The organism is Neorhizobium galegae bv. orientalis str. HAMBI 540, from assembly GCF_000731315.1.
GTDB classification, from domain to species: Bacteria; Pseudomonadota; Alphaproteobacteria; order Rhizobiales; family Rhizobiaceae; genus Neorhizobium; species Neorhizobium galegae.
In genome coordinates this window covers 3731529-3756395 of record NZ_HG938353.1, presented here as the reverse complement: position 1 = coordinate 3756395, position 24867 = coordinate 3731529, and the positions used below count along the sequence as shown (strand labels likewise).

The window sequence follows — 24867 nt, the reverse complement described above, 5'->3', positions numbered from 1 at the left end:
ACGGGCGACAGGCACGCTGCCGGCTTCCGGCTCCGCTGAAAGTGCTGCCTTATGTCCATTCCTGCCTCGGGCGATCGTTTCGCCGCCTTCCGGCACTCATCCTATACTCGCTTCTTCTTTTCCCGGCTCTTTTCGGCTTTCGCGATCCAGATCATCAGCGTCGCGGTCGGCTGGCAGATGTACGACGAGACCAGCAATCCGCTCTATCTCGGCCTGATCGGGCTTTTCCAGTTCCTGCCGTCGCTGCTCCTGATCCTCGTCACCGGCTCGGTCGCCGACCGCTATAACCGGCGCGCGATCGTGGCGGCCTGCATGGTGGTCGGAGCGCTCTGCGCCGGCGCCCTGCTGGCACTCACCGTCACCCATTCGTTTTCGCCCTGGCCGGTCTTCGGCATCCTGATCGTGTTCGGGATCGAGCGCGCCTTCATGGGGCCTGCGGTCCAGTCGCTCGGGCCGAATTTGGTGCCGGAACAGGACCTGCCGAATGCGGTTGCCTGGAATTCCTCGTCGTGGCAGACGGCGGCGATCCTCGGCCCGGTGGCGGGTGGCCTGCTTTACGGCGTCAGCGCGATCGCCGCTTATTCGGTCGCCTTCGCCTTTCTCATCCTGGCGGGTGCTCTGGTCTTCATGATCCCGAAGCCTCCGCAGCGAAACGCGGTCGAGAAGGTGAGTTGGGGCCAGATCCTCGCCGGCTTCAAGTTCATCTCCGGTGAAAAGATCGTGCTCGGGGCGATCTCGCTCGACCTCTTTGCGGTGCTGCTCGGCGGTGCGGTGGCGCTGATGCCGATTTTTGCGCGCGATATTCTGGAACTCGGGCCCTGGGGGCTCGGCATGCTGCGGGCAGCACCGGGCGTCGGGGCGATCATCGTCGCGATCTACCTCGCCTTCTACCCGATCCGCCACCATGCCGGCGTGGCAATGTTCATCGGTGTCGGGCTGTTCGGAGCGGGCACGCTGGTCTTCGGTCTCTCAGCGACGCCCTGGCTGTCGATTTCGGCGCTGATGCTGATGGGCGCGTCCGACATGATCTCTGTCTATGTGCGCGAGACGCTGATCGCGCTCTGGACGCCGGACGAGGTGCGCGGCCGGGTCAATGCGGTCAACATGGTGTTCGTCGGCGCGTCCAACGAACTCGGGGAATTCCGGGCAGGTACGATGGCCTCGATCTTCGGGGCGATGCCGGCCGTGGTTATCGGCGGTATAGGCACGCTGGCGGTTGCGATCATCTGGTCCATGAGCTTCCCGAAGCTGCGTCGGATCGACAGCCTCGAGGCACCGGAGCGGGAAGAGAAATCGGCCCAGCCGGCCTGAAGCGCCGGCCGGCGGCGCAGCATGGCGAATATCTGAAGCGTCGTCGTGGCCGGTGGAAGCATCGGCATCGGGTACCGTCAGTCTTCTCCCTGGTCTCCCAAGGTTGCACGGGCGGCGGCCTGCTGGCGCTCGAGAACCCTGTCGCGCGCCGAGACGCCCAGAAGATCGGCGATCCTCCAAATCACGTGATCTTCGATTTCGCTGCGCTGGCCGTCGGCATAAACGATATCCCAGAGGATGCCGAGCAGCTCGACGCGGTCTTCTTCGTTGACGAGATGCTTTCTGAGATCGGACGTGAAGCGGTAATAATCGACGGCCTCGCTGCCGGCCTGGTGGCCGACCTCGATCAAAGTCTTCAGGCGATCCTCGCTCAAGTCGTAACGTTCGCGCAGCAGATCGCGAAACTTCTGCTGTTCCTGATCGGAAATATTGCCGTCCGCCTCCATGACCTGGAAACAGAGCGCCACGAAGGCCACCCGCGGATCATCGGGCGCGAATTCCTGCGTATGGTGGGATCCTGTCAGAGTGTGGAGGAAGGCCTGAATGCGATCTAACATCTATCTCCAGGCCCTCGCCATTCTAGAACAACCGGAGCCTCGTTGCGGGCTGCCCGGCTTCGGGATCTTTCACACCCGGATCATCCGGCGGACGGCCGAAAAAGGGAACGGGCTCCTCCCCCTTTTCAGGGGTTTTTCCGTCCTTCGGCGTCACATTCGCTGGCGCTGGTGTTTTTGCTGCAACAGCTAACTCCTTCGGAACAGGCTTTGCCTCCGGTGGAGCGGGCTTGACCGGAACCAGGATCGGCCGCGGCGCTTCCTCGGCGCGAGACTCGGCGTTCCGGGTGAAAGCCGGCACCTCGGTGACGGGCGGCAGGCTGGCGATCGCCGTGTCGGCTGCAAGCGAACCTTCCTCGACCGGGCCTTCGAGCTGGTCGAACGGCGCCTTCCACTCGAAGGCGTCGAGCCGGCCGGTGACCGGGGAAATCGGCAGCCATTTTTCCGAGACGTGCCCGTCGGCCACCCAGGCCGGGTCGCGGGGTGCTCGCAGCGCCTGCGCCATCCAGTGCCGGACGCGGCCCTGGTCGCCGGTCTCGGCCTCCTCGATATCGGCGAGCAGCAGGTAGACGGCCTCGCGGGGCTCCATGCGGGCGGCTGCCTCCGCCTTGGCGCGGGCCTTCTTCAACTCCTGCGCGTCGAGCGCCGCCTGGGCGACGGCCAGCAGCGATTCGACATTGTTGGGCCGCATCGCCTCGAGCTTTTCGGCGCGTTTCAGCCGGTCGACGGTGCTGTCGCCACTGCGGGCACGGACATAGGCGCGGGCGATTTCCGGATGGGGCCCGAGCTTCCAGACTCCTTCGAGGGTGGATGCGGCCTTGCGGACATTGTCCTCACGCAGCCATGCCTTGGCGGCGATGACGGCGGCGGGCACCAGATCCTTGGCGAGTTTCAGGGCCGCCATGGCATCGTCGCGGGCGCCCTTCGGATCGCCTTCCAGCCGGTCGTTTGCCTTGGCCGTCAGAAGCACGGCCTTCCAGCGTTCGGCCTGCGGCTTTTCGAGGATATTGGCCATGCGTTGCTGGTCGAGCAGGCGGATTGCATCATCCCAACGGCCGGCCTGGCTGCGGGATTCGAGGGTCGCCTGGGCGGCCCAGGGCAGGTAGGGCGCGTGTTCGACGGCCTTTTCGGCATACTGGCGGGCGGCCTCGTTGGCGCCGAGCCGGCGGGCTTCCATGTAGAGGCCGCGCAGGCCGAGTTCGCGGGTTTCCGGATCCTCGGCCATCTGCTCGAACTTTTTGCGCGCTTCGTCGTGCTTGCCTTCGATCAGGGCGGCCTGGGCTTCGAGGAGATGGATCAGCGGCTCCTGGTCTGCACTGATCAGCCCGCGGGTGCCAAGGCTCATCTTGCGGGCGAGCAGCGCATTGCCGGCGCCGGCGGCGATCAGGCCGGTCGACAGTGCCTGGTAGCCGCGGTCCCGCTTGCGGGCGCGAAAATAGCGGCGGACGGAATAGGGCGATGTCCAGATCACCCCGACGATCCACCAGAGGATCATTGCAAAGCCGACCAGCGCAACCACAGCGGTCGCGGCCACCATCAGGCTGGTTTCGATCAGGTGATCCTGCCAGGTGATGGAAAGCAGGCCGGGGCGATCCGCGAGCCAGGAGAAACCCCAGCCGAGAGCCAGCACCACAACGAGAAAAATGAAAAGTCTGACCATCCGGTTCTTCCGTCCTCAGCCTTGGGTGCCGGCGACGGCGCGCGTCAGCGTTCCGCCCACGAGATTTTCCACCTGAATGCGGGCATCGAGCTTCTGCTTGAAATCGCGCGAAACGGCTTTTGCCGGTTCCGGCAGCGCGTCCCATTCGCGAGCGGAGGCCTGGAGATTGCCGTTGCGTAGCGCCTCTTCCATGCGGGCGACGATCGCATCCGGCGTCGCGCCCTGGACGTCACCGACGCGGCGGACCTTGACGACCGACATGGCGGAGGCAAGCAGCCGACCGGCAATACCCTGGTTGGGATCGGGCTGGGCGGTCGCTTCCAGCATGGCATCGGCAATGCGGGGGAAGTCGCGCTGCAGCTCGGCGCGGGCGGGCACGCCGGCGGACGCGAACTTTTGCAGGTCGGCGACGGCGGGATCGTCGCCGGCGACGCTCACGAAGGTCTGCAGTTCGGTTTCGAACGGACCGCCGCGATCGATACCGGCCTTGAGGGCGGCGGCTGCGACGGCGCGGGCGACCTGTTGTTCCGGGCCGCGATCGTTCAGCTTGGCCTCGGCCTGGTCCAAGCGCTGGGCGAGGCCGGAATCGGCACTCGCCGCCGACTGGACGGTGGCGCGAAGCCGGTCGAGATCAGCCTTCAGCGCGGCAAGCGCCTGGTCGCCGGCGCCGCTCGATGCCTTGGGCGCAGTTTCAAGGGCTGCGACGCGATTGGCGAGCGCGGCATCCGGCGCTGCTGCGGTGGCGGGACGATTTTTGAGTGCTGCTATTTCCTGGCGCAGTGCGGCGATCTCCGAAGAGAGACCGGCCGTGTTGGACGCGGCCGGAGTTGGCGTGGCGCCGGGCAGGTAACCGGCATATTGCATGCTGCCAGCCAGCAGCAGCGCGACGATGCCGCCGAAAATACCGGCTGCGATCAGCGTCGACGTGGCAGGGCTCGGACGCTGCGACGGGGCAGGAGTTGGCTCCGGTTCGGGCGCCACGGTCGCGGGCTGCGGTTCGCTCCGGGCGGCAGACCAGGGGTCGTCATAACGCGGCTCGTCCGCGGCCGAGGGACTGGACGCCGGTTCTTCCGTGGGCTCGGCCTTGGCCGGTTCTTCGGCGCTTGCGGAAACGTCTTCGGCAGGCTCGGTCGCGCTCACCGCATCATCGGTGTCGTTGCTGCGGACAGGTTCGGCGACCACATCCGATTGCTCGGCCGTGAGGTCGATCGTGACCGGCTCCTTATCTGTCTTGGATCGGCGGGGTGGTTGTTCCGGTACCATCTCGACCTCTTTTTGCATGCGCTCACAGGAAACTAGTGGGTGGGTCATCGGAAAGAAAGGGGCGGGCGGGATTTTGGCGCAACACATCAACTAAAGGAGTGCCAATACCCCATCCTCGTCAGGGTGGCTGGCGATCTTGATATTTCTGTGAAATTCCCGCGGAATGTTTTCGGCGACATTGTCGCTGAGGCAGAGGAACTGCACGGATGCAAGTTCCTTCAGGTGCGGCGCAGCGAAATCACAGAACAGCCGGGCATTTTCCCGCGAGTAAAGGAGCACGGCATCCACGGGTGGATCGAGCAGGGTGGCGCGGATGAAAACCTCATCGTAGGCTATGGGCATCATTCCGTAGACTTCGGTCGCCACAAACGGGACGCCCTCGGCGTTGAGGCCGTCTTCGAATTGCGGCGAGCGCGGCTTGCCGGCGAGATAGAGCAGGGGGGCGTCGAAATCCGATGCATCGCTTGCGATGAGTTCAGCAAGTTCGGCGCCTGTGCCGGGGCCACGGCGAATGTCCCGGAAACCGGTATCTTCGGCCGCCTTTGCCGTTGTTTCTCCGACGGCGTAGAGGGTTTGGCCGAGAAAAGGGGCGAGGCGATCGCCCAGCGAGGACAGCACGCGAACGGCTTCGGCGCTGGTGACGGCGAGCGCAGAATGCCGGCCGGCGAGCGCTGTCGCGGCAGCGTCCGGATGATGGATCGACTTGGTCAGCGGCAGCAGGACCGGCTGATGGCCGAGGTTCTGCAGCCGTTCGTCGGTCCGGCGGGCCGAGCTTTCGGGGCGGGTGACGACGACCCGCATGGCTTTACGACCAGCCTTCGAAGAAATCGGTGCCGGCCGCCGCGCGGACCGCTTCTCCCGCCTGCCGGCCGAGCTTTTCCGCGCTCACCCGTTTGCCTTCGGTCTCGATCGAATGTTCCCTGCGGCCATCCGGCGTCAGGATCAGCCCTGAGAATTTCAGATGGTCGCCCTCGCAGATGGCGTAACCGCCGATCGGGGTGCGACAGGAACCGTCGAGGGCTGCCAGGAAGGCGCGTTCGCAGGAGACCGCGTCATAGGTCGGGCGGTCGTTGATCGGGTCGAGAAGCGCGTCGATGCGGGCATCACTGACACGGCTTTCGACGCAGATCGCGCCCTGCGCCGGCGCCGGGGGGAAATCCTGCGGGTCGAGCAGTTCGGTGACGACATCCTGCTTGGCAAGGCGCTTGAGGCCGGCATAAGCGAGCAGCGTCGCATCCACCTGGCCTTCGCTCAGCTTGCGCAGCCGCGTTTCGACGAGGCCACGGAAGGTGATGACCTCGATGTCCGGACGGATGCGGCGGATCAGCGCCTGGCGGCGCAGCGACGAGGAGCCGACAGTGGCGCCATCGGGAAGGGCGGCAAGCGTATGGGCGGTGCGGCCGATAAACGCATCGCGAAAATCCTCGCGGGGCAGGTAGGCGGCGAGACGCAGCCCCTCGGGCAGCTTGGTCGGCATGTCTTTCGAGGAATGGACGGCGAAATCGAGATCGCCGGAGATCAGCCCTTCCTCCAGTTCCTGGGTGAACAGGCCCTTGCCGCCGAGCTCGCTCAGCGCCCGGTCGGTGATCCGGTCGCCGGTGGTCGACAGCACGACGATCTCGAACATGTCCTCCGGCAGGCCATGCGCCGTCATCAGCCGGGCCCGGGTTTCGGAGGCCTGGGCGAGTGCCAGCGGGCTGCCGCGCGTGCCGATCCGGAAAGGTTTTGTTTGCATCCGCGTCATTCCATTGTTACCGGAGGCTTTCGTAGACCGGTTTATCCGGCATCGCAATTATCGATAGGCGTATGGCGACCTTTCTTCGCATCCTCGGCATTGAAACTAGCTGCGACGAGACGGCGGCTTCCGTCGTCGTGCGCCATGAGGACGGCCGCGGCGAAATCCTCTCCGACGTGGTGTTCTCGCAGCTCGACGAACACAGCGCCTATGGCGGCGTCGTGCCGGAGATCGCCGCGCGTGCCCATGTCGAGGCGCTGGACGGGCTGATCGAGGAAGCACTGGCGCGCGCCAATGTGTCGCTCGACGAGATCGATGCGGTCGCCGCGACATCCGGACCGGGCCTGATCGGCGGGCTGATCGTCGGGCTGATGACCGCCAAGGCGATCGCGCGGGCGGCCGGCAAGCCGCTGATGGCGATCAACCATCTCGAAGGTCATGCGCTGACGGCGCGGCTGACCGACGGGCTTTCCTTTCCCTACCTGATGCTGCTCGTGTCCGGCGGCCATACGCAGCTGGTGCTGGTGCGCGGCGTCGGCGAATATGAGCGCTGGGGCACGACGATCGACGATGCGCTCGGCGAAGCCTTCGACAAGACGGCAAAACTGCTGGGGCTTCCCTATCCCGGCGGGCCGGCGGTCGAGAAGGCGGCGCTGAAAGGCAATCCGGACCGGTTCTCGCTGCCGCGGCCGCTGGTCGGCGAAGCGCGGCTCGACTTTTCCTTCTCGGGCCTCAAGACGGCGGTGCGCCAGGCGGCGACCGAGATCGCGCCGCTCAGCGAGCAGGATATTGCCGATATCTGCGCCTCGTTCCAGAAGGCGGTTTCCCGGACGCTGCGCGACCGCATCGGCCGCGGGCTCGCCCGCTTCAAACAGGAGTTCGCGCATCTCGACGTCGACCGGGCGCTGGTCGTCGCTGGCGGGGTTGCCGCCAACCAGGAAATCCGCCGGACGCTGCAGGCGCTCTGCATCGAGAACGGCTTCCGCTTCATCGCGCCGCCGCCGAGACTCTGCACCGACAACGCGGCGATGATCGCCTGGGCGGGGCTCGAGCGGATGGCGGAAGATCTGCCGACCGACGGAATGGATGTGGCGCCGCGCTCGCGCTGGCCGCTCGACAAGGACGCCAAGACCCTGCTGGGGTCCGGCAAGCGAGGAGCCAAGGCATGAGCACTCGGGAACGGATCGTCGTTATCGGGGCCGGTGCTTTCGGGACGGCACTTGCCGCGGTGATTTCGCTGGAAGGCCGACATCCGGTCACCCTGATCGGCCGCGATCCCTCGCTGATGAGCGATCTGCGCGATGACCGGGTGCACGATGCAGCCCTTCCCGGCGTGCCCCTGCCGGATGCGCTGGAGTTTTCCGCCGAGCCGGATGCGATCGGCGAGGCGAGCCTTGTTCTGTTCGCCATGCCTTCGCAGGCGCAGGCGGATGCGGCGCGGCATTACGGTCCCTATCTTGCCGACGGCGCGGTGGTCGTCACCTGCGCCAAGGGCATCGACAAGTCTTCCGGCCGGTTGCTGACCGACCTGCTGGAGGCGGAATTGCCGCATCATCCGGTCGCGGTGCTTTCGGGGCCGGGTTTTGCGGCCGATATCGCCCGCGGCCTGCCGACGGCGATGGCGATTGCGGCGGGGGATGAGGCATTGGCGGAGCGGCTCGCCAACGCGCTCTCGAGCCGTACCTTCCGCCTATATGCCTCCACCGACCGGATCGGTGTGCAGCTCGGCGGAGCGCTGAAGAACGTGCTGGCGATTGCCTGCGGCATCATCGAAGGCGCCGGCCTCGGCGAATCGGCGCGCGCCGCGCTGATCTCGCGCGGTCTTGCGGAAATGTCGCGGCTGGTCGAGGCGATGGGCGGCAATGCGGATACGGTGCGGGGCCTGTCGGGCCTCGGCGACCTGGTGCTGACCGGCACCAGCCATCAATCGCGCAACCTGCGTTTCGGCATCGCGCTCGGCAGAGGCGAGGGTACTCAGGCCGGCGGACCGCTGGTCGAAGGGGCCTTTGCGGCATCCGTCGCGGCGCGTCTTGGCGAAAAATTCTCCGTCGAGCTGCCGGTCACCAACGCGGTGGCCGAAATCATCGACGGCAAGCTCGATATCATGACGGCCATGGAACAGTTGATGACCCGGCCGATCACCACCGAATAAGACCGTTTCCCCAATAGGATCATGCAAGGAGAGACTGATGCTGTTTGCGTTTCTGTGCACCGACAAGCCCGGCCATCTGAACGTCCGGATGGAAACCCGCCCTACCCATCTGGAACACCTGAACAAGCTCAATGCCGAGGGCACGCTGAAGTTCGCAGGTCCGTTCCTGGATGATGACGGCAAGCCGAACGGCAGCCTCGTGGTCGTCGAAGCCGCCGACATGGCCGCCGCCCGCCTGATCGCCGAAGCCGATCCCTATTACCTGGCGGGCCTGTTCGAGAAGGTCGAAGTGAAGGCCTGGAACTGGGTCTTCAACAAGCCGGAGTGAGGCGACAGATGGCGTACTGGCTTTACAAATCCGAACCGTCGGCCTGGTCCTGGGAACAGCAGAAGGCGGCAGGGGAAAAAGGCACCGAATGGACCGGCGTGCGCAATTACCTGGCGCGCAACAACATGCGGGCCATGAAGATCGGCGACAAGGGTTTTTTCTACCACTCGAATGACGGGTTGGAGATCGTCGGCATCGTCGAGGTCTGCGCGCTCTCCCATCCCGATTCCAGCGCCAAGGGCGATCCGAAGTGGGATTGCGTCGATATCCGCGCCGTGACCGACGTGCCGACGCCGGTGACTCTGAAGGACATCAAGGCCAATCCGAAGTTCGAGAAGATGTCGCTGGTGACATCGATGCGGCTTTCGGTTCAGCCGGTGACCGACGAGGAATATTTTGAAATCTGCAGGCTCGGTGGTCTCGACAATCCGCCGAAATCGCCGGCCTGAACCCCGCCTTGAAGACCGATCCCCGGACCTTCATCCTCGCCAATACCGAGCTCATGAGCCCGCCGCATGTGCGGGAAATCCGGCTGCATCTAGCGAGCGAGGCGCATGACCTCTGGAAAAAGACGGAAGAGGATCTTGAGAAGATCGGCCTGCCCCCGCCATTCTGGGCTTTTGCCTGGGCGGGTGGGCAGGGGCTTGCACGCTACATCCTCGATCATCCGGAAACGGTCGCGGGCAAAATGGTGCTCGATTTCGCCAGCGGCTCCGGCCTGGTGGCGATTGCCGCGCGGCTCGCCGGCGCCGCCGACGTACTGGCCGCGGATATCGATCCCTGGGCTGCGAGCGCCATAGCGCTGAATGCTGCGGCCAACGACGTCGCGATCCGCTCCACGGCCGAAGACCAGATCGGCAAGGCGGTCGGGGCGGATGTCATCCTGGCCGGCGACGTCTTCTACGACCGGGATTTTGCGTCGGCCCTGATCCCGTGGTTCACGCGGCTTGCGGGTGAGGGGAAGCTGGTCCTGATCGGCGATCCGGGCCGCAGCTATCTTCCGAAGGACATGCTCGAATCGCTGGCGGTCTATCAGGTGCCGGTCACCCGGGCGCTGGAAGACAGCGAGGTGAAGATGACGACCGTCTGGCGGTTTGGTTAGCTTCGAGCAGGCTAATTCCCGCCGCGGATGACGCAGACGCCGGCTTCGTAGGAGCAGGCGTTTCCAAAGCCACGCAGGCCTGCGCCGACGTCGATGATCTTGGCCTTGGGGGCGAGCACCACGCGACCGTCTTCTCCCTGCCAGTAGTCTTCCGAAAAATAGCGCGCAAAATGGATGCCGAAGTCGGGGATCGGGGGAGCCTGCAGCGGTCCACTGAAGATGCCGAGCCTGCGGACGAAGGATGCCGTGCCGGTGTAGAAGACGCGGAAGCTTTCCACGTTTGACGCGCCATCACCCTGTTCGACCCAGTGATTGCCGCCAAGGCGGTAGACGCTGCTGTCGGCGCCGCGCCAGCCGTCGCGGGCATTGGCGGCGGATGCGAGCGACGCGAAAAGCGCCGCTGCGACCAGGACAGGCTTGATGCGATTCGCGATCATGGCGAAACTCCGGAGAACATGATTAACGAAACGTTACCATAAAACGGCTCACCACGTCCCGGCGGCAACGAAATCTTTCCAAATCGTAGTTAATGTGGCCGCCGGGTTGACCCGCGTAAGCCACGAGAAAGACACAATCGATTAAATTGAAAATCGGTTTGAATTGTTCTTGTCGTCAGACATCCGTGCGATTAAACCACGCCAATGATGCAATGCACATTTCTTCGGCACCGTGCATTGTTGGGCGCCCGCCCTTGATACCGCATACGACGCCGCGAGGTTCTGATGGCGAATGTGACAAATAACCGGCCCTTGTCGCCGCATCTTCAAATCTACAAGCCAATCCCCACCATGATCATGTCGATTGTGCACCGCATCACCGGCGGAGCGCTCTATGTCGGCACCATTCTGGTGGCGTGGTGGCTGATCGCCGCCGCCAGCGGCCCGGCCTATTACGACTGGGCCAACTGGGCGCTCGGCAGCCTTCTCGGCAAGCTCGTGCTGCTCGGCTATACCTGGGCGCTGATCCACCACATGCTCGGCGGTTTCCGCCACTTCATGTGGGACCTCGGCCACGGTTTCGAGAAGGAATTCTCCACCAAGCTCGCCATCGCCAATATCATCGCATCGCTCTGTCTGACCGTGCTGGTCTGGGTGATCGGCTTCCTCGTTCGGTAAGGTTCTCATCCATGGATATGCGTACCCCGCTCGGTAAGGTCCGCGGACTGGGCTCCGCCAAGGACGGCACCGATCATTTCTGGCGACAGCGCCTGACGGCCGTCGCCAACGTGCCGCTGATGACCTTCTTCGTCATCTTCATGATCATCTATGCCGGAAAGCCCTATCCGGAAGTGATCGCCGCGCTGTCGAACCCGTTCGTCGCCGTCATCATGGGCCTCATCGTCATCTCCGGCGTCATTCACATGAAGCTCGGCATGCAGGTGATCATCGAGGACTATGTCCACGGCGAATTTAGCAAGGTCGCGCTGATCATGCTCAACACCTTCTTCTCGATTTTGATCGCCGGGCTCTGTCTGTTCGCCGTTCTGAAAATCGCATTCGCAGGATAACCCGTCATGGCATCAGTCACACCTATTGCCCCGAACGGGGCCGCCCAGAACGGCAAGGCTTATACCTATGTCGACCATTCCTATGACGTGATCGTCGTCGGCGCCGGCGGCGCGGGCCTGCGCGCCACGCTCGGCATGGCCGAACAGGGTTTCAAGACCGCCTGCATCACCAAGGTCTTCCCGACCCGTTCGCACACCGTCGCGGCGCAGGGCGGCATCGCAGCCTCGCTGCAGAACATGACGCCGGACTCGTGGCAGTGGCACCTTTACGATACCGTCAAGGGTTCCGACTGGCTCGGCGATGTCGATGCCATGCAGTACATGGTCATGGAAGCGCCGAAGGCCGTCTACGAACTCGAGCATTACGGCGTGCCTTTCTCCCGTAACGAGGAAGGCAAGATCTACCAGCGCCCGTTCGGCGGCCACATGCAGAATTTCGGCGCCGGCCCGCCGGTGCAGCGCACCTGCGCGGCAGCCGACCGTACCGGCCACGCCATCCTGCACACGCTCTACGGCCAATCGCTGAAGAACAATGCGGAATTCTTCATCGAATATTTCGCGCTCGACCTGATCATGTCGGATGACGGCCGCTGCACCGGCGTCGTCGCCTGGAACCTCGACGACGGCACGATCCACCGCTTCGCCGCCAAGATGGTGGTGTTGGCGACCGGCGGTTACGGCCGCGCCTATTTCTCGGCAACGTCCGCCCATACCTGCACCGGCGACGGCGGCGGCATGGTGGCCCGCGCCGGCCTGCCTCTGCAGGACATGGAATTCGTGCAGTTCCACCCGACCGGCATCTACGGCTCCGGCTGTCTGATCACCGAAGGCGCGCGCGGCGAAGGCGGTTACCTCGTGAATTCCGAGGGCGAACGCTTCATGGAGCGTTATGCGCCTTCGGCCAAGGACCTTGCCTCGCGCGACGTGGTTTCGCGCTGCATGACGCTGGAAATCCGCGAAGGCCGCGGCGTCGGCAAGAACAAGGACCACATCTTCCTGCATCTCGACCATCTCGATCCCGCCGTTCTTCATGAACGCCTGCCGGGCATTTCCGAGAGCGCCAAGATTTTTGCCGGCGTCGACGTGACGCGGGAGCCAATCCCGGTTCTGCCGACCGTGCATTACAACATGGGCGGCATCCCGACCAACTTTTATGGTGAAGTGCTCAATGCCGACAGCGCCAATCCGGAACGGCTGCTGCCGGGCCTGATGGCCGTCGGCGAGGCGGGCTGCGCGTCGGTGCACGGGGCCAACCGCCTTGGCTCCAACTCGCTGATCGACCTCGTGGTCTTCGGCCGCGCCGCCGCGATCCGTGCCGGAGAGGTGATCAACAAGGCCGAGCCGATCCCGGCGCTCAACATCGCCGCCTGCGACAAGATCATGGACCGCTTCGACCGCCTGCGGAACGCCAATGGCGGCACACCGACCGCGGTGCTGCGCGACAAGATGCAGCGCACCATGCAGGACGATGCCGCCGTGTTCCGTACCCAGGAATCGCTGGAATCGGGCTGCAAGCGGATGTCGGCAATCTGGGGCGAGCTGAAGGACATCAAGGTCACCGACCGTTCGATGATCTGGAACTCCGACCTGGTCGAGACCCTCGAACTCGAAAACCTGATGGCGAACGCGATCACCACGGTGGTCGGCGCGGAAGCCCGCAAGGAAAGCCGCGGCTCCCACGCACGCGAGGACTACACATCCGGCCCGTTCGGCGGCCGCGATGACGAGAACTGGCGCAAGCACACACTCGCCTGGGTCAGCGACAACGGCGACGTCAAGCTCGACTACCGCCCGGTCCATACCGAGCTCATCGCCGAAGGCATCGATCCTTACAAGATCGAGCCGAAGGCACGCGTGTACTGATCATGCAAATCGTCGAGGACATTGGTGCTATCGCAAGCTATGTCAGAGACATTGCCCGGAAGGTTGCGTCTCAAACCGGCAGCAAGGTCGAACACGTGGAGACCGGCCGCTATCATGTCCAGGTTCATTTGAGCGATGACTATAAGCTCGTTTTTTTTGAGCACGAGATTGGTGAGGAGTTTCAAATTCGGCTCGAGCCAGCCACGCATACTAACTATCTTCTTGAATTCGGTTTCGGGCCGCGGCGTCGTGCGAAGTTTGGACTAACTGTCGATGGACAAGTCTATCTTTTGCGCGATACGAAGTCATTGTCGATTGGACAGAGGCAAAACTTCAACGTGCGGCCTATTGCAGGATCCAACTATTACGTCGTTTGTTCGCTTGATGATCGTATTGCGGACGAAATAATCCGCTTTTATGAAGATGAAGCAGTTTTGGAGGATGCGAGCGGAAAGCTTGCGACCGGCGACTACGGTCCATTGGTAGAACATAGCCGAACAGGCTGCGAAGTCATCCCAAAGCATCATCCGGTGGCGAAAGCTGCAGAACGGTATCTTCTGGAGCATGGCTTTGAACTTCTGGTAGCAAAAGGATGCCGTCCGGACTTTTTTGCTCAAAGAGATCGCCGCAAGACGGTCGTTGAGGTAAAGCCTAATGTCAATCAGCAGTCCATTGCTACGGCTATCGGGCAGTTGTTGATGTACAGACTGATCACTTCGAGTGATGAAATGTTGCTAATTGTGCCTGAAAGCGAACCGGTAAACCGGATCCGCGTTCAGATTGCGCAGATTGATCCGCGCATTGTTGTGGCTTCAATACCGATCGACAGGATTGAACATGGTTGAACTCGCTCTCCCCAAGAACTCTCAGATGACCGAAGGCAAGACCTGGCCGAAGCCGGCAGGAGCCAAGAACGTCCGGGAATTCCGCATCTACCGCTGGAGCCCGGATGACGGGCAGAACCCGCGCATCGACACCTATTACATCGATGTCGACGATTGCGGCCCGATGGTGCTCGACGGTCTGCTCTACATCAAGAACAATATCGATCCGACGCTGACGCTGCGCCGCTCCTGTCGCGAGGGCATCTGCGGCTCCTGCGCCATGAACATCGACGGCACCAACACGCTCGCCTGCACCAAGGGCATGGACGACGTGAAAGGCACCGTGAAAGTCTATCCGCTGCCGCACATGCCTGTCGTCAAGGATCTGGTTCCTGACCTCACCAACTTCTACGCCCAGCACCGCTCGATCGAGCCCTGGCTGAAGACGGTTTCGCCGCCGCCGGCCAAGGAATGGAAGCAGAGCCACGAAGACCGCCAGAAGCTCGACGGCCTCTACGAGTGCATCCTCTGCGCCTGCTGCTCGACCTCCTGTCCGAGCTACTGGTGGAACGGCGACCGTTACCTCGGCCCGGCCACCCTTTTGCAGGCCTATCGCTGGCTGATCGATAGTCGTGACGAAGCCAAGGGCGAACGGCTCGACAATCTCGAGGATCCGTTCCGGCTCTATCGCTGCCATACGATCATGAACTGCGCCCAGACCTGCCCCAAGGGTCTGAACCCGGCCAAGGCAATCGCCGAGATCAAGAAGATGATGGTCGAGCGCCGCGTCTAAGGCATCCCCGACAGTCGGTGCCCCGTCCGGCCCGTGTTGGCGGGGTCTGAGCGCATTGCAGCATTTCTCTTGAGCGGACATGCCGAATTGTTCCAGTACGACTTGATTAACCAAGGTGGTTTACGATAATTCGGTCTCAATTCAGTGGCATCGGTGGCGGGTACCGGCTGAAAGCAGGAGTTTAGTGATGCAGTTCAGATATATGGCGACGGGACTTGTTCTTGCCTTGGCACTGGCGGGTTGCCAGCGCACTTCGTATAGCCCCTATAGCGATCTGCCCGCCCAACCCTCTCAGCCTGCTCCGCTTCAGGCGCAGCCGGTGCCGTCCGTTCAAGGTGGCCAGCTGCCGCCGCCCCCTGGCACTGCTGGTTCTTCCCAGTTTCCCAACGCACCCGGCGCAAATCCTGCCATGGCGTCGGCCAATCCGGCCGCACCGCCTGCGAGTGCGCTCGATGTCAAGAAGGAAGGCATGGTTGGCAACTGGCGTGTGTCCAATGGCGGCTCTTCCTGCGACATGTTCCTGACACTCACCAATCTCGGTGGCGGTTCGCGCGGCGGTACCCGCGGCTGCGCCGGCGAACTGACCGCGATGGGCTCCTGGGACGTGTCGGGCAAGATGGTCCAGTTCAAGAACCGGGCCGGTGACGTGATCGGGCGCGTCTACAAGAGCGCCGAGAACCGCTTTGACGGCACGATGAATTCCGGTCAGCAAGTCAGCCTCAGCCGTTAAGCGGCCCCCCGCAATTTCGAGGGCGTCCGGTTGGAACCCATCCCCGAATACACGACGAGTGTCGGTGAGGAGCTGAGAGCCCTCACCGCATCCGGCGTGCTAACCGCCGATCGGGCCCAGCTTTCGGTTGCCGCCAAACTCGACCATCTGCTGACCTGCCTTCGCGAGACGAGGCCGGCGAAGAAGAAAAGCTCGCTCGGCTGGCTTTTCGCCAAGGGCGACGGCCGGCCGCGCGAAATACGCGGGCTCTACGTGCATGGCAGCGTCGGGCGCGGCAAGACCATGCTGATGGACATGTTCTTCAAGAAGGCGCCGACGACCAAGAAACGCCGGGCGCATTTCCACGAATTCATGGCGGATGTGCACAACCGGATCCACGACCATCGCCAGAAGCTGAAGCGCGGCGAGACCAAGCAGGCGGACCCCGTGCCGCCGGTCGCCGCGGCACTGTTTGCGGAGGCGGAGCTCCTCTGCTTCGACGAGTTCTCGGTCACTGATATCACCGATGCGATGATCCTGGCACGGCTGTTCACGGAGCTGTTCGGGCTCGGCTGCGTTCTTGTCGCGACCTCCAACGTGGCGCCGGACGATCTTTACCGGGACGGGCTGAACCGCGGCCTCTTCCTGCCGTTCATCGCGCTGCTCAACCAGTATGTGGACGTGGTCACCCTCGATTCACCCAACGACTACCGCATGCAGAAGCTCGCAAGCCTGCCGGTCTACATAACGCCGCTCGACGCGCGCGCCGACGCGGCGATGGAATCCGCCTGGCACCAGGTGACCGAGGGCGAGAAGGCGGCGCCTGCCGAGGTGCCGATGAAAGGGCGCAGCATCCATGTGCCGTCGGCCGCCGGGCGGGCAGCACGGTTCGATTTCAAGGACATCTGCGGCAAGCCGCTGGGCGCGACGGACTATCTGGCGCTCGCCGATCGCTTCGACGCGATCTTCGTCGAGCACGTTCCGCAGCTCGGGCCGGAGAAGCGCAACGAAACCAAGCGGCTGATCAACCTCGTCGATACGCTCTACGACCACACGGTCCGTCTCTATATTTCCGCGGCGACCGCGCCGGAAGATATCCTCCTGGAGCGAAAAGGCACAGAAGGCTTCGAGTTCGACCGCACCATCTCGCGTCTTTTCGAGATGCGCAGCCCCGACTATCTCGCATTGCACCAAGAAAAGCGCCGCTGATTTTAACGGTTTGGTGACAGAAAATCTTACGTTTACGTAAGATTTTTAACATCTAACCGATTGAAAAAGTTGAGTAGAAAATAATCGATTGCCATTTTGAGCGGATGGGGCTATGCGGTCTGGCACATTGGTAGGCGAGCCGTAGTCTGCCAAGGATTCGGATCTCGAAAGGAAGCTTTTCGATGGCGCGCAAGAAGATCGCACTTATTGGTTCTGGCATGATTGGTGGCACGCTGGCGCATCTCGCCAGCCTGAAGGAACTGGGCGACATCGTCCTCTTCGACATCGCCGACGGCATTCCGCAGGGCAAGGGCCTCGATATCGCCCAGTCCGGCCCGGTCGAGGGCTTCAATGCGAAGCTTTCCGGCGCCAGCGATTACGCGGCCATTGAAGGCGCCGACGTCTGCATCGTCACTGCCGGTGTCGCCCGCAAGCCGGGCATGAGCCGCGACGACCTGCTCGGCATCAACCTCAAGGTCATGGAGCAGGTCGGCGCCGGCATCAAGAAGTATGCCCCGAACGCCTTCGTGATCTGCATCACCAACCCGCTCGATGCGATGGTCTGGGCTCTCCAGAAGTTCTCCGGCCTGCCGAAGAACATGGTTGTCGGCATGGCCGGCGTGCTCGACTCGGCTCGCTTCCGTCTCTTCCTCTCCGAAGAATTCAACGTTTCCGTCCAGGACGTCACCGCCTTCGTTCTCGGCGGCCATGGCGACACGATGGTGCCGCTCGCCCGTTACTCCACCGTCGGCGGCGTTCCGCTCACCGACCTCGTCAAGATGGGCTGGGTCACCAAGGAACGCCTCGAAGAAATCATCCAGCGCACCCGTGACGGCGGCGCCGAAATCGTCGGCCTGCTGAAGACCGGTTCTGCCTATTACGCGCCTGCCGCTTCGGCGATCGAAATGGCCGAATCCTTCCTCAAGGACAAGAAGCGCGTTCTGCCGGCTGCCGCCTATCTCTCCGGCCAGTATGGCGTGAAGGACATGTATGTCGGCGTTCCGACGATCATCGGCGCCGGCGGCATCGAGCGCATCATCGAGGTCGAGTTCAACAAGGACGAAGAAGCCGCCTTCCAGAAGTCTGTCGGCGCCGTCGCCAGCCTCTGCGAAGCCTGCATCAACATCGCCCCGGCTCTCAAGTAATTGACGCGCTGAAGTCATCGAAACAGGGATAAACCCATGAACATTCATGAATATCAGGCCAAGGCTCTGCTGAAGGGCTATGGCGCACCGGTTGCGGAAGGCGTCGCGATCCTGAAGGCTGATGAGGCCGAAGCTGCTGCGAAGTCGCTGCCGGGTCCGCTTTATGTCGTCAAAAGCCAGATCCATGCCGGCGGTCGCGGCAAGGGCAAGTTCAAGGAACTCGGCCCCGACGCCAAGGGCGGCGTTCGCCTGGCCTTCTCGATCGAAGAAGCCAAGGCGCATGCCAAGGAAATGCTCGGCAACACGCTGGTGACCGCGCAGACCGGCGAAGCCGGCAAGCAGGTCAACCGCCTCTATATCGAAGACGGCGCCGACATCGCTCGTGAGCTCTACTGCTCGCTGCTGGTCGATCGCTCGGTCGGCCGCGTCGCATTCGTCGTTTCGACCGAAGGCGGCATGGACATCGAAGCCGTCGCCCACGACACGCCTGAGAAGATCCACACGATCGCCATCGATCCGGAAGCCGGCGTGACGGCTGCCGATATCGCTGCAATCTCCAAGGCCCTGGAACTCGACGGCGCTGCCGCGGAAGATGCCAAGTCGCTCTTCCCGCTGCTCTACAAGGCCTTCAACGAGAAGGACATGGCCCTTCTTGAGATCAATCCGCTGATCGTCATGAAGAATGGTCACCTGCGCGTTCTCGACGCGAAGATGTCGTTCGACGGCAATGCGCTCTTCCGTCACGACGACGTCAAGGCGCTGCGTGACGAGACCGAAGAAGATGCCAAGGAAATCGAAGCCTCCAAGTGGGACCTCGCTTACGTGGCTCTCGACGGCAATATCGGCTGCATGGTCAACGGCGCCGGTCTCGCCATGGCGACGATGGACATCATCAAGCTCTACGGCAAGGAGCCGGCTAACTTCTGCGACGTCGGCGGTGGTGCCGGCAAGGAGAAGGTGGCTGCGGCCTTCAAGATCATCACCGCGGACCCGAAGGTCGAGGGCATCCTCGTCAACATCTTCGGCGGCATCATGCGCTGCGACGTCATCGCTGAAGGCGTTGTCGCGGCGGTGCAGGAAGTCGGCTTGAAGGTTCCGCTCGTGGTGCGCCTCGAAGGTACCAATGTCGAGCTCGGCAAGAAAATCCTAAATGAATCTGGTCTCGCTATCACGGCGGCTGACGACCTTGACGACGCGGCGAAGAAGATCGTCGCGGCGATCGAAGCCTAACCTGGAAGGACCGGAACCAATGTCTATTCTCGTCAATAAAGACACCAAGGTCATCGTCCAGGGCCTGACCGGCAAGACCGGCACCTTTCATACGGAGCAGGCGCTCGCCTATTACGGCACCAAGATGGTGGGTGGCGTTCATCCGAAGAAGGGCGGCGAATCGTGGTCGTCCGGCGTCGACGGTACGGCGCTGCCGATCTTCACCTCGGTTGCCGAAGCCAAGGAACGCACGGGCGCCGATGCGACCGTGATCTACGTTCCGCCGGCAGGCGCCGCGGACGCGATCATCGAAGCGATCGAAGCCGAAGTTCCCTTCATCACCTGCATCACCGAAGGCATCCCGGTCATGGACATGGTCCGCGTCAAGGCTCGCCTCGACCGCTCCAAGTCGCGACTGCTCGGCCCCAACTGCCCGGGCATCCTGACCCCGGAAGAATGCAAGATCGGCATCATGCCGGGCTCGATCTTCCGCAAGGGCTCGGTCGGCATCGTTTCCCGCTCGGGCACGCTCACCTATGAGGCCGTGTTCCAGACGTCCAACGAAGGCCTCGGTCAGACGACGGCTGTCGGCATCGGCGGCGACCCGGTCAAGGGCACCGAGTTCATCGACATCTTGGAAATGTTCCTCGCTGACGAAGCCACCACCTCGATCATCATGATCGGCGAAATCGGCGGCTCGGCGGAAGAAGACGCGGCGCAGTTCCTGAAGGACGAAGCCAAGAAGGGCCGTAGCAAGCCGATGGCCGGCTTCATCGCAGGCCGTACCGCACCGAAGGGCCGCACCATGGGCCATGCCGGTGCAGTGGTTTCCGGCGGCAAGGGTGACGCGGAATCGAAGATCGCGGCCATGGAATCCGCAGGCATCAAAGTGTCGCCGTCCCCGGCCCGTCTCGGCAAAACCTTGGTTGAAGTCCTGAAGGGCTGACGCCACATAAAGGACACTCGCCACCCCCAGATAGATAGGTGGCGATTGATCCGACAAGCTTCGGACAGGCGAAGCGCCACATTGTTTCGCCTGTCCATGTTTTGCGTCTCACAACTTCAGGGACGCGTGGCCGCCAAAGGCGGTTCGGTACAAGACGAAGACCAAGAAAATGCGGAGACCGGAGATATTTTCCGGCTCCGATTACGTCAGGAGGCGGGCGCGGCGCCCGCAGATAACCATGGCACGGCAAGAAGCCAACGAGCAGTTCCTCATCACCTCTTTCCTCGACGGACAGAACGCGGCCTATATCGAGCAGCTTCATGCCCGGTACGAGGACGACCCGACATCCGTCGCGCCGGAATGGCAGGCCTTCTTCAAGGCACTCGCCGACAATCCGGACGATGTGAAGGCGGCCGCCAAGGGAGCCTCATGGCAGCGCAAGAACTGGCCGATCACGGCTAACGGTGAACTGGTCTCGGCGCTCGACGGCAACTGGCCGATCGTCGAGAAGGCAATCGAAACCAAGGTCAAGGCGAAGGCCGAAGCTGCTGCCGTCGCGACCGGCAAGCCGGTCAACGAAACGGATGTGCTGCAGGCGACGCGCGACTCTGTCCGCGCCATCATGATGATCCGTGCGTACCGCATGCGCGGCCACCTGCATGCCAAGCTCGATCCGCTCGGCATTGCCAGCGCGGTCGAGGACTATAACGAACTGTCGCCGTCCGCTTACGGCTTCACCGAAGCAGACTACGACCGCAAGATCTTCATCGACAACGTGCTTGGCCTCGAATACGCGACGCTGCGCCAGATGATCGAGATTCTGGAGCGGACCTATTGCTCGACGCTCGGTGTCGAGTTCATGCACATTTCCAATCCGGAAGAAAAGTCCTGGATCCAGGAACGCATCGAAGGCCCGGGCAAGGGCGTCGAGTTCACGCCGGAAGGCAAGAAGGCGATCCTTTCCAAGCTGGTCGAGGCTGAAGGTTACGAACAGTTCCTCGACGTCCGGTTCAAGGGCACCAAGCGCTTCGGTCTCGACGGCGGTGAATCGCTGATCCCGGCGCTCGAACAGATCATCAAGCGCGGCGGCCAGGAAGGCCTTGAAGAAGTCGTTCTCGGCATGCCGCATCGCGGCCGCCTGAACGTGCTCACCAACGTCATGCTCAAGCCGCATCGCGCGGTGTTCCACGAGTTCAAGGGCGGTTCGTTCAAGCCGGACGAAGTCGAAGGTTCTGGCGACGTCAAGTACCATCTCGGCGCTTCGTCGGACCGCGAGTTCGACGGCAACAAGGTGCATATGTCGCTGACGGCCAACCCGTCGCATCTGGAAATCGTCAACCCGGTGGTCATGGGCAAGGCCCGCGCCAAGCAGGACATGCTCGCCAAGGCCTGGGACGGCGATATCATTCCGCTGAAGGAGCGCTCCAAGGTCCTGCCGCTGCTGCTGCACGGCGATGCCGCGTTTGCGGGCCAGGGTGTCGTGGCCGAAATCCTCGGCCTTTCGGGCCTGCGCGGCCACCGCGTCGCCGGCACGATGCACGTCATCGTCAACAACCAGATCGGCTTCACCACCAACCCGGCCTTCTCGCGTTCGTCGCCCTATCCGTCCGACGTCGCCAAGATGATCGAGGCGCCGATTTTCCACGTCAACGGCGACGATCCAGAAGCGGTCGTCTATGCCGCCAAGGTCGCCACCGAATACCGGATGAAGTTCCACAAGCCGGTGGTCATCGACATGTTCTGCTACCGCCGCTTCGGCCATAACGAAGGCGACGAGCCGGCGTTCACGCAGCCGAAGATGTACAAGGTCATACGCGCCCACAAGACGGTCGCGCAGATCTATGCCGACCGCCTGATCGCCGAAGGTCTCGTCACCGACGGCGAATTCGAGAAGATGAAGGCCGATTGGCGCGCCAATCTTGAAACCGAGTTCGAGGCCGGCCAGAGCTACAAGCCGAACAAGGCCGACTGGCTGGATGGTCAGTGGTCGGGCCTGCGCTCGGCTGACAATGCCGACGAACAGCGCCGCGGCAAGACTGCGATGCCGATGAAGGAACTGCGCGAGATCGGCCGCAAGCTGGCGACCATTCCGGAAGGTTTCAACGCGCACCGCACTATCAAGCGGTTCATGGAAAACCGTTCGCAGATGGTCGAGACCGGCGAAGGTATCGACTGGGCTATGGCGGAAGCCCTGGCATTCGGCTCGCTTGCCGTCGAAGGCACCAAGATCCGCTTGTCCGGTCAGGATTGCGAACGCGGCACGTTCTCGCAGCGTCACTCGGTTCTCTACGATCAGGACACCGAAGAGCGTTACATCCCGCTCGCCAACCTGTCGCCGACCCAGGCCCGTTACGAAGTCATCAACTCGATGCTTTCGGAAGAGGCGGTTCTCGGCTTCGAATACGGTTATTCGCTTGCTCGTCCGAATGCGCTCACCCTCTGGGAAGCCCAGTTCGGCGACTTCGCCAACGGTGCGCAGGTCGTGTTCGACCAGTTCATCTCGTCGGGCGAACGCAAGTGGCTGCGCATGTCCGGTCTCGTCTGCCTTCTGCCGCACGGTTATGAAGGCCAGGGTCCGGAACACTCCTCGGCACGCCTGGAGCGTTGGCTGCAGATGTGCGCCGAAGACAACATGCAGGTCGCCAACGTCACGACGCCGGCTAACTACTTCCACATCCTGCGCCGCCAGACGAAGCGCGACTTCCGCAAGCCGCTGATCCTGATGACGCCGAAGTCGCTGCTGCGTCACAAGCGGGCCACCTCGACGCTTGCCGAAATGGCCGGCGAATCCGCCTTTCATCGCCTGCTCTGGGACGATGCGGAGGTCATCAAGGATGGTCCGATCAAGCTGCAGAAGGATGCCAAGATCCGTCGCGTCGTGCTCTGCACCGGCAAGGTCTATTACGACCTGCTCGAAGAGCGCGAAAAGCGCGGCATCGACGACATCTACCTGCTGCGCATCGAACAGCTCTATCCGTTCCCGGCCAAAGCCCTGATCAACGAGCTTTCCCGCTTCCGCAATGCGGAAATGGTCTGGTGCCAGGAAGAGCCGAAGAACATGGGTGCATGGTCGTTCATCGATCCGTATCTGGAATGGGTTCTGGCGCATATCGATGCCAAGTATCAGCGTGTCCGGTATACGGGCCGGCCGGCAGCGGCCTCGCCTGCAACGGGCCAGATGTCGAAGCATCTCGCACAGCTCGAAGCCTTCCTCGAAGACGCGCTCGGCGGCTGATTCCCAGCCGCTCCTTCACTTTTCACAGACACAACCTACAAACACGGAAACAGATCATGGCCACCGAAATCCGCGTCCCCACTCTCGGCGAGTCCGTCAGCGAGGCAACTGTCGGCACCTGGTTCAAGAAGGTCGGCGATACGGTCAAGGCCGATGAGCCGCTCCTCGAGCTCGAAACGGACAAGGTGACAGTCGAGGTTCCGTCGCCGGCCGCCGGCGTTCTGACCGAAATCGTCGCCGCCAACGGCGAGACCGTCGGCCTCGGCGCCCTCCTCGGCCAGATCGCCGCAGGCGCTGCCGGCGCCGCGACCGCCGCCCCGGCTGCAAAGCCCGCCGAAGCTGCACCTGCCAAGGCTGCCGAACCGGCTGCTCCGGCGCCGGTCGCTGCCGCCGCCAGCGCTTCTGCCACCGCCACCTCGATGCCGCCGGCTCCGGCTGCTGCAAAGGTCGCTGCGGACAACAACATCTCGACTGCCGATATCGATGGTTCGGGCAAGCGTGGCCAGGTTCTGAAGGGCGACGTGATCGCTGCCGTCGCCAAGGGCATTTCCGCTCCGGCACAGGCGCCTGCCGCTCCGGCGGCACCGCGTCCGGTTTCCTCGGCCGACGACGCTTCCCGCGAAGAGCGTGTGAAGATGACGCGCCTGCGCCAGACGATCGCCCGCCGCCTCAAGGATGCCCAGAGCACCGCCGCCATGCTGACCACCTATAACGAGGTGGACATGAAGGCGGTCATGGACCTGCGCAACCGCTACAAGGACGTGTTCGAGAAGAAGCACGGCGTCAAGCTCGGCTTCATGGGCTTCTTCACCAAGGCCGTGACCCACGCGCTGAAGGAACTGCCGGCTGTCAACGCCGAGATCGACGGCACCGACATCATCTACAAGAACTACTGCCATGTTGGCGTCGCCGTCGGCACCGACAAGGGCCTTGTGGTTCCGGTCGTGCGCAATGCCGACCAGATGTCGATCGCTGAAATCGAGAAGGATATCGGCCGCCTCGGTAAGCTCGCCCGTGACGGCGCGCTTTCGATGGCCGACATGCAGGGCGGCACGTTCACCATCTCGAACGGTGGCGTCTACGGTTCGCTGATGTCCTCGCCGATCCTCAACGCCCCGCAGTCCGGCATTCTCGGCATGCACAAGATTCAGGACCGTCCGGTGGTCATCGGCGGCCAGATCGTCATCCGCCCGATGATGTATCTCGCGCTCTCCTACGATCACCGCATGGTCGACGGCAAGGAAGCCGTGACCTTCCTGGTGCGCGTCAAGGAAAGCCTCGAAGATCCGGAACGCCTGGTTCTCGATCTCTAAGACGGGAAC

At 62.9% G+C, this 24867-nt stretch carries 24 protein-coding genes; 18 read left to right on the top strand and 6 right to left on the bottom strand.

What is annotated here, in order from left to right:
* The first annotated feature begins 51 nt into the window (after positions 1-51).
* Positions 52-1311 (top strand): MFS transporter, encoded by a 1260-nt coding sequence (locus RG540_RS18270; protein ID WP_038590842.1) that lies wholly within the window; start codon positions 52-54, stop codon positions 1309-1311.
* A gap of 77 nt (positions 1312-1388) precedes the next feature.
* Here the strand turns inward: RG540_RS18270 and RG540_RS18265 are convergent, their stop codons facing one another.
* The 5 genes from RG540_RS18265 to hemC all read right to left on the bottom strand — a co-directional run bounded on the left by RG540_RS18265 (position 1389) and on the right by hemC (position 6523).
* Positions 1389-1868, bottom strand: coding sequence for a tellurite resistance TerB family protein (locus tag RG540_RS18265; RefSeq protein ID WP_038546549.1), 480 nt, complete (start codon positions 1866-1868; stop codon positions 1389-1391).
* A 22-nt stretch (positions 1869-1890) separates the two neighbouring features.
* Positions 1891-3525 carry a heme biosynthesis protein HemY gene (locus tag RG540_RS18260; protein WP_038590840.1) on the bottom strand — a complete coding sequence of 545 codons (1635 nt, stop codon included), beginning with the start codon at positions 3523-3525 and terminating at the stop codon, positions 1891-1893.
* Positions 3526-3540: 15 nt separating this feature from the next.
* Positions 3541-4788, bottom strand: a complete 1248-nt coding sequence (locus RG540_RS18255) for a COG4223 family protein (protein WP_038594191.1) — start codon at positions 4786-4788, stop codon at positions 3541-3543.
* A gap of 90 nt (positions 4789-4878) precedes the next feature.
* A complete protein-coding gene (locus tag RG540_RS18250; RefSeq protein WP_038590838.1) occupies positions 4879-5589 on the bottom strand; it encodes a uroporphyrinogen-III synthase in 711 nt (236 codons plus the stop codon).
* A gap of 4 nt (positions 5590-5593) precedes the next feature.
* A complete protein-coding gene (hemC, locus tag RG540_RS18245; protein ID WP_038594188.1) occupies positions 5594-6523 on the bottom strand; it encodes a hydroxymethylbilane synthase in 930 nt (309 codons plus the stop codon).
* 71 nt (positions 6524-6594) lie between these two features.
* Here hemC and tsaD point away from each other — a divergent pair, with 71 nt between their 5' ends.
* The 5 genes from tsaD to RG540_RS18220 are packed head-to-tail and all read left to right on the top strand — an operon-like array spanning position 6595 to position 10105.
* The gene (tsaD, locus tag RG540_RS18240) at positions 6595-7692 is read left to right on the top strand and encodes a tRNA (adenosine(37)-N6)-threonylcarbamoyltransferase complex transferase subunit TsaD (protein WP_038590836.1); all 1098 of its coding nucleotides are present in this window, start codon (positions 6595-6597) and stop codon (positions 7690-7692) included.
* On the top strand, positions 7689-8675 hold the full coding sequence (locus RG540_RS18235) for an NAD(P)H-dependent glycerol-3-phosphate dehydrogenase (RefSeq protein ID WP_038590835.1): 987 nt from the start codon (positions 7689-7691) through the stop codon (positions 8673-8675). Before tsaD ends, RG540_RS18235 begins: the two co-directional genes overlap by 4 nt.
* Before the next feature lie 37 nt (positions 8676-8712).
* Positions 8713-9003 carry a YciI-like protein gene (locus RG540_RS18230; protein ID WP_038590833.1) on the top strand — a complete coding sequence of 97 codons (291 nt, stop codon included), beginning with the start codon at positions 8713-8715 and terminating at the stop codon, positions 9001-9003.
* Between the two features lie 8 nt (positions 9004-9011).
* On the top strand, positions 9012-9452 hold the full coding sequence (locus RG540_RS18225) for an EVE domain-containing protein (protein ID WP_038590832.1): 441 nt from the start codon (positions 9012-9014) through the stop codon (positions 9450-9452).
* A gap of 8 nt (positions 9453-9460) precedes the next feature.
* Positions 9461-10105, top strand: coding sequence for a class I SAM-dependent methyltransferase (locus tag RG540_RS18220; RefSeq protein WP_038590830.1), 645 nt, complete (start codon positions 9461-9463; stop codon positions 10103-10105).
* 11 nt (positions 10106-10116) lie between these two features.
* Here RG540_RS18220 and RG540_RS18215 read toward each other — a convergent pair whose 3' ends face one another.
* Positions 10117-10542, bottom strand: a complete 426-nt coding sequence (locus tag RG540_RS18215) for a hypothetical protein (RefSeq protein WP_038590829.1) — start codon at positions 10540-10542, stop codon at positions 10117-10119.
* Between the two features lie 285 nt (positions 10543-10827).
* Between RG540_RS18215 and sdhC the strand changes: the two genes are divergently transcribed.
* From sdhC to odhB, 12 genes are all read left to right on the top strand, one after another.
* Positions 10828-11220: a succinate dehydrogenase, cytochrome b556 subunit gene (gene sdhC / locus RG540_RS18210; protein WP_038590827.1), complete on the top strand. Its 393-nt coding sequence runs from the start codon at positions 10828-10830 to the stop codon at positions 11218-11220.
* Between the two features lie 11 nt (positions 11221-11231).
* A complete protein-coding gene (gene sdhD, locus RG540_RS18205) occupies positions 11232-11612 on the top strand; it encodes a succinate dehydrogenase, hydrophobic membrane anchor protein (RefSeq protein WP_038590826.1) in 381 nt (126 codons plus the stop codon).
* Between the two features lie 6 nt (positions 11613-11618).
* Entirely contained in the window at positions 11619-13475 is a 1857-nt protein-coding gene (gene sdhA, locus RG540_RS18200) for a succinate dehydrogenase flavoprotein subunit (protein ID WP_038590823.1), read from the top strand.
* A gap of 2 nt (positions 13476-13477) precedes the next feature.
* On the top strand, positions 13478-14320 hold the full coding sequence (locus RG540_RS18195; RefSeq protein WP_038590821.1) for a hypothetical protein: 843 nt from the start codon (positions 13478-13480) through the stop codon (positions 14318-14320).
* The gene (locus RG540_RS18190; protein WP_037081594.1) at positions 14313-15092 is read left to right on the top strand and encodes a succinate dehydrogenase iron-sulfur subunit; all 780 of its coding nucleotides are present in this window, start codon (positions 14313-14315) and stop codon (positions 15090-15092) included. Before RG540_RS18195 ends, RG540_RS18190 begins: the two co-directional genes overlap by 8 nt.
* A gap of 187 nt (positions 15093-15279) precedes the next feature.
* Complete coding sequence (locus tag RG540_RS18185; protein WP_038590818.1) at positions 15280-15822, top strand: protease inhibitor Inh/omp19 family protein; 543 nt, start codon at positions 15280-15282, stop codon at positions 15820-15822.
* 30 nt (positions 15823-15852) lie between these two features.
* The gene (gene zapE / locus RG540_RS18180) at positions 15853-17010 is read left to right on the top strand and encodes a cell division protein ZapE (protein WP_038590816.1); all 1158 of its coding nucleotides are present in this window, start codon (positions 15853-15855) and stop codon (positions 17008-17010) included.
* A gap of 182 nt (positions 17011-17192) precedes the next feature.
* Positions 17193-18155 carry a malate dehydrogenase gene (gene mdh, locus RG540_RS18175; RefSeq protein WP_038590813.1) on the top strand — a complete coding sequence of 321 codons (963 nt, stop codon included), beginning with the start codon at positions 17193-17195 and terminating at the stop codon, positions 18153-18155.
* 36 nt (positions 18156-18191) lie between these two features.
* Positions 18192-19385, top strand: a complete 1194-nt coding sequence (gene sucC / locus RG540_RS18170; RefSeq protein WP_038546514.1) for an ADP-forming succinate--CoA ligase subunit beta — start codon at positions 18192-18194, stop codon at positions 19383-19385.
* 19 nt (positions 19386-19404) lie between these two features.
* Entirely contained in the window at positions 19405-20310 is a 906-nt protein-coding gene (gene sucD / locus RG540_RS18165) for a succinate--CoA ligase subunit alpha (protein ID WP_038590810.1), read from the top strand.
* 238 nt (positions 20311-20548) lie between these two features.
* The gene (locus RG540_RS18160) at positions 20549-23545 is read left to right on the top strand and encodes a 2-oxoglutarate dehydrogenase E1 component (RefSeq protein WP_038590807.1); all 2997 of its coding nucleotides are present in this window, start codon (positions 20549-20551) and stop codon (positions 23543-23545) included.
* Between the two features lie 56 nt (positions 23546-23601).
* Complete coding sequence (gene odhB, locus RG540_RS18155; RefSeq protein WP_038590804.1) at positions 23602-24858, top strand: 2-oxoglutarate dehydrogenase complex dihydrolipoyllysine-residue succinyltransferase; 1257 nt, start codon at positions 23602-23604, stop codon at positions 24856-24858.
* Positions 24859-24867 lie beyond the last annotated feature (9 nt).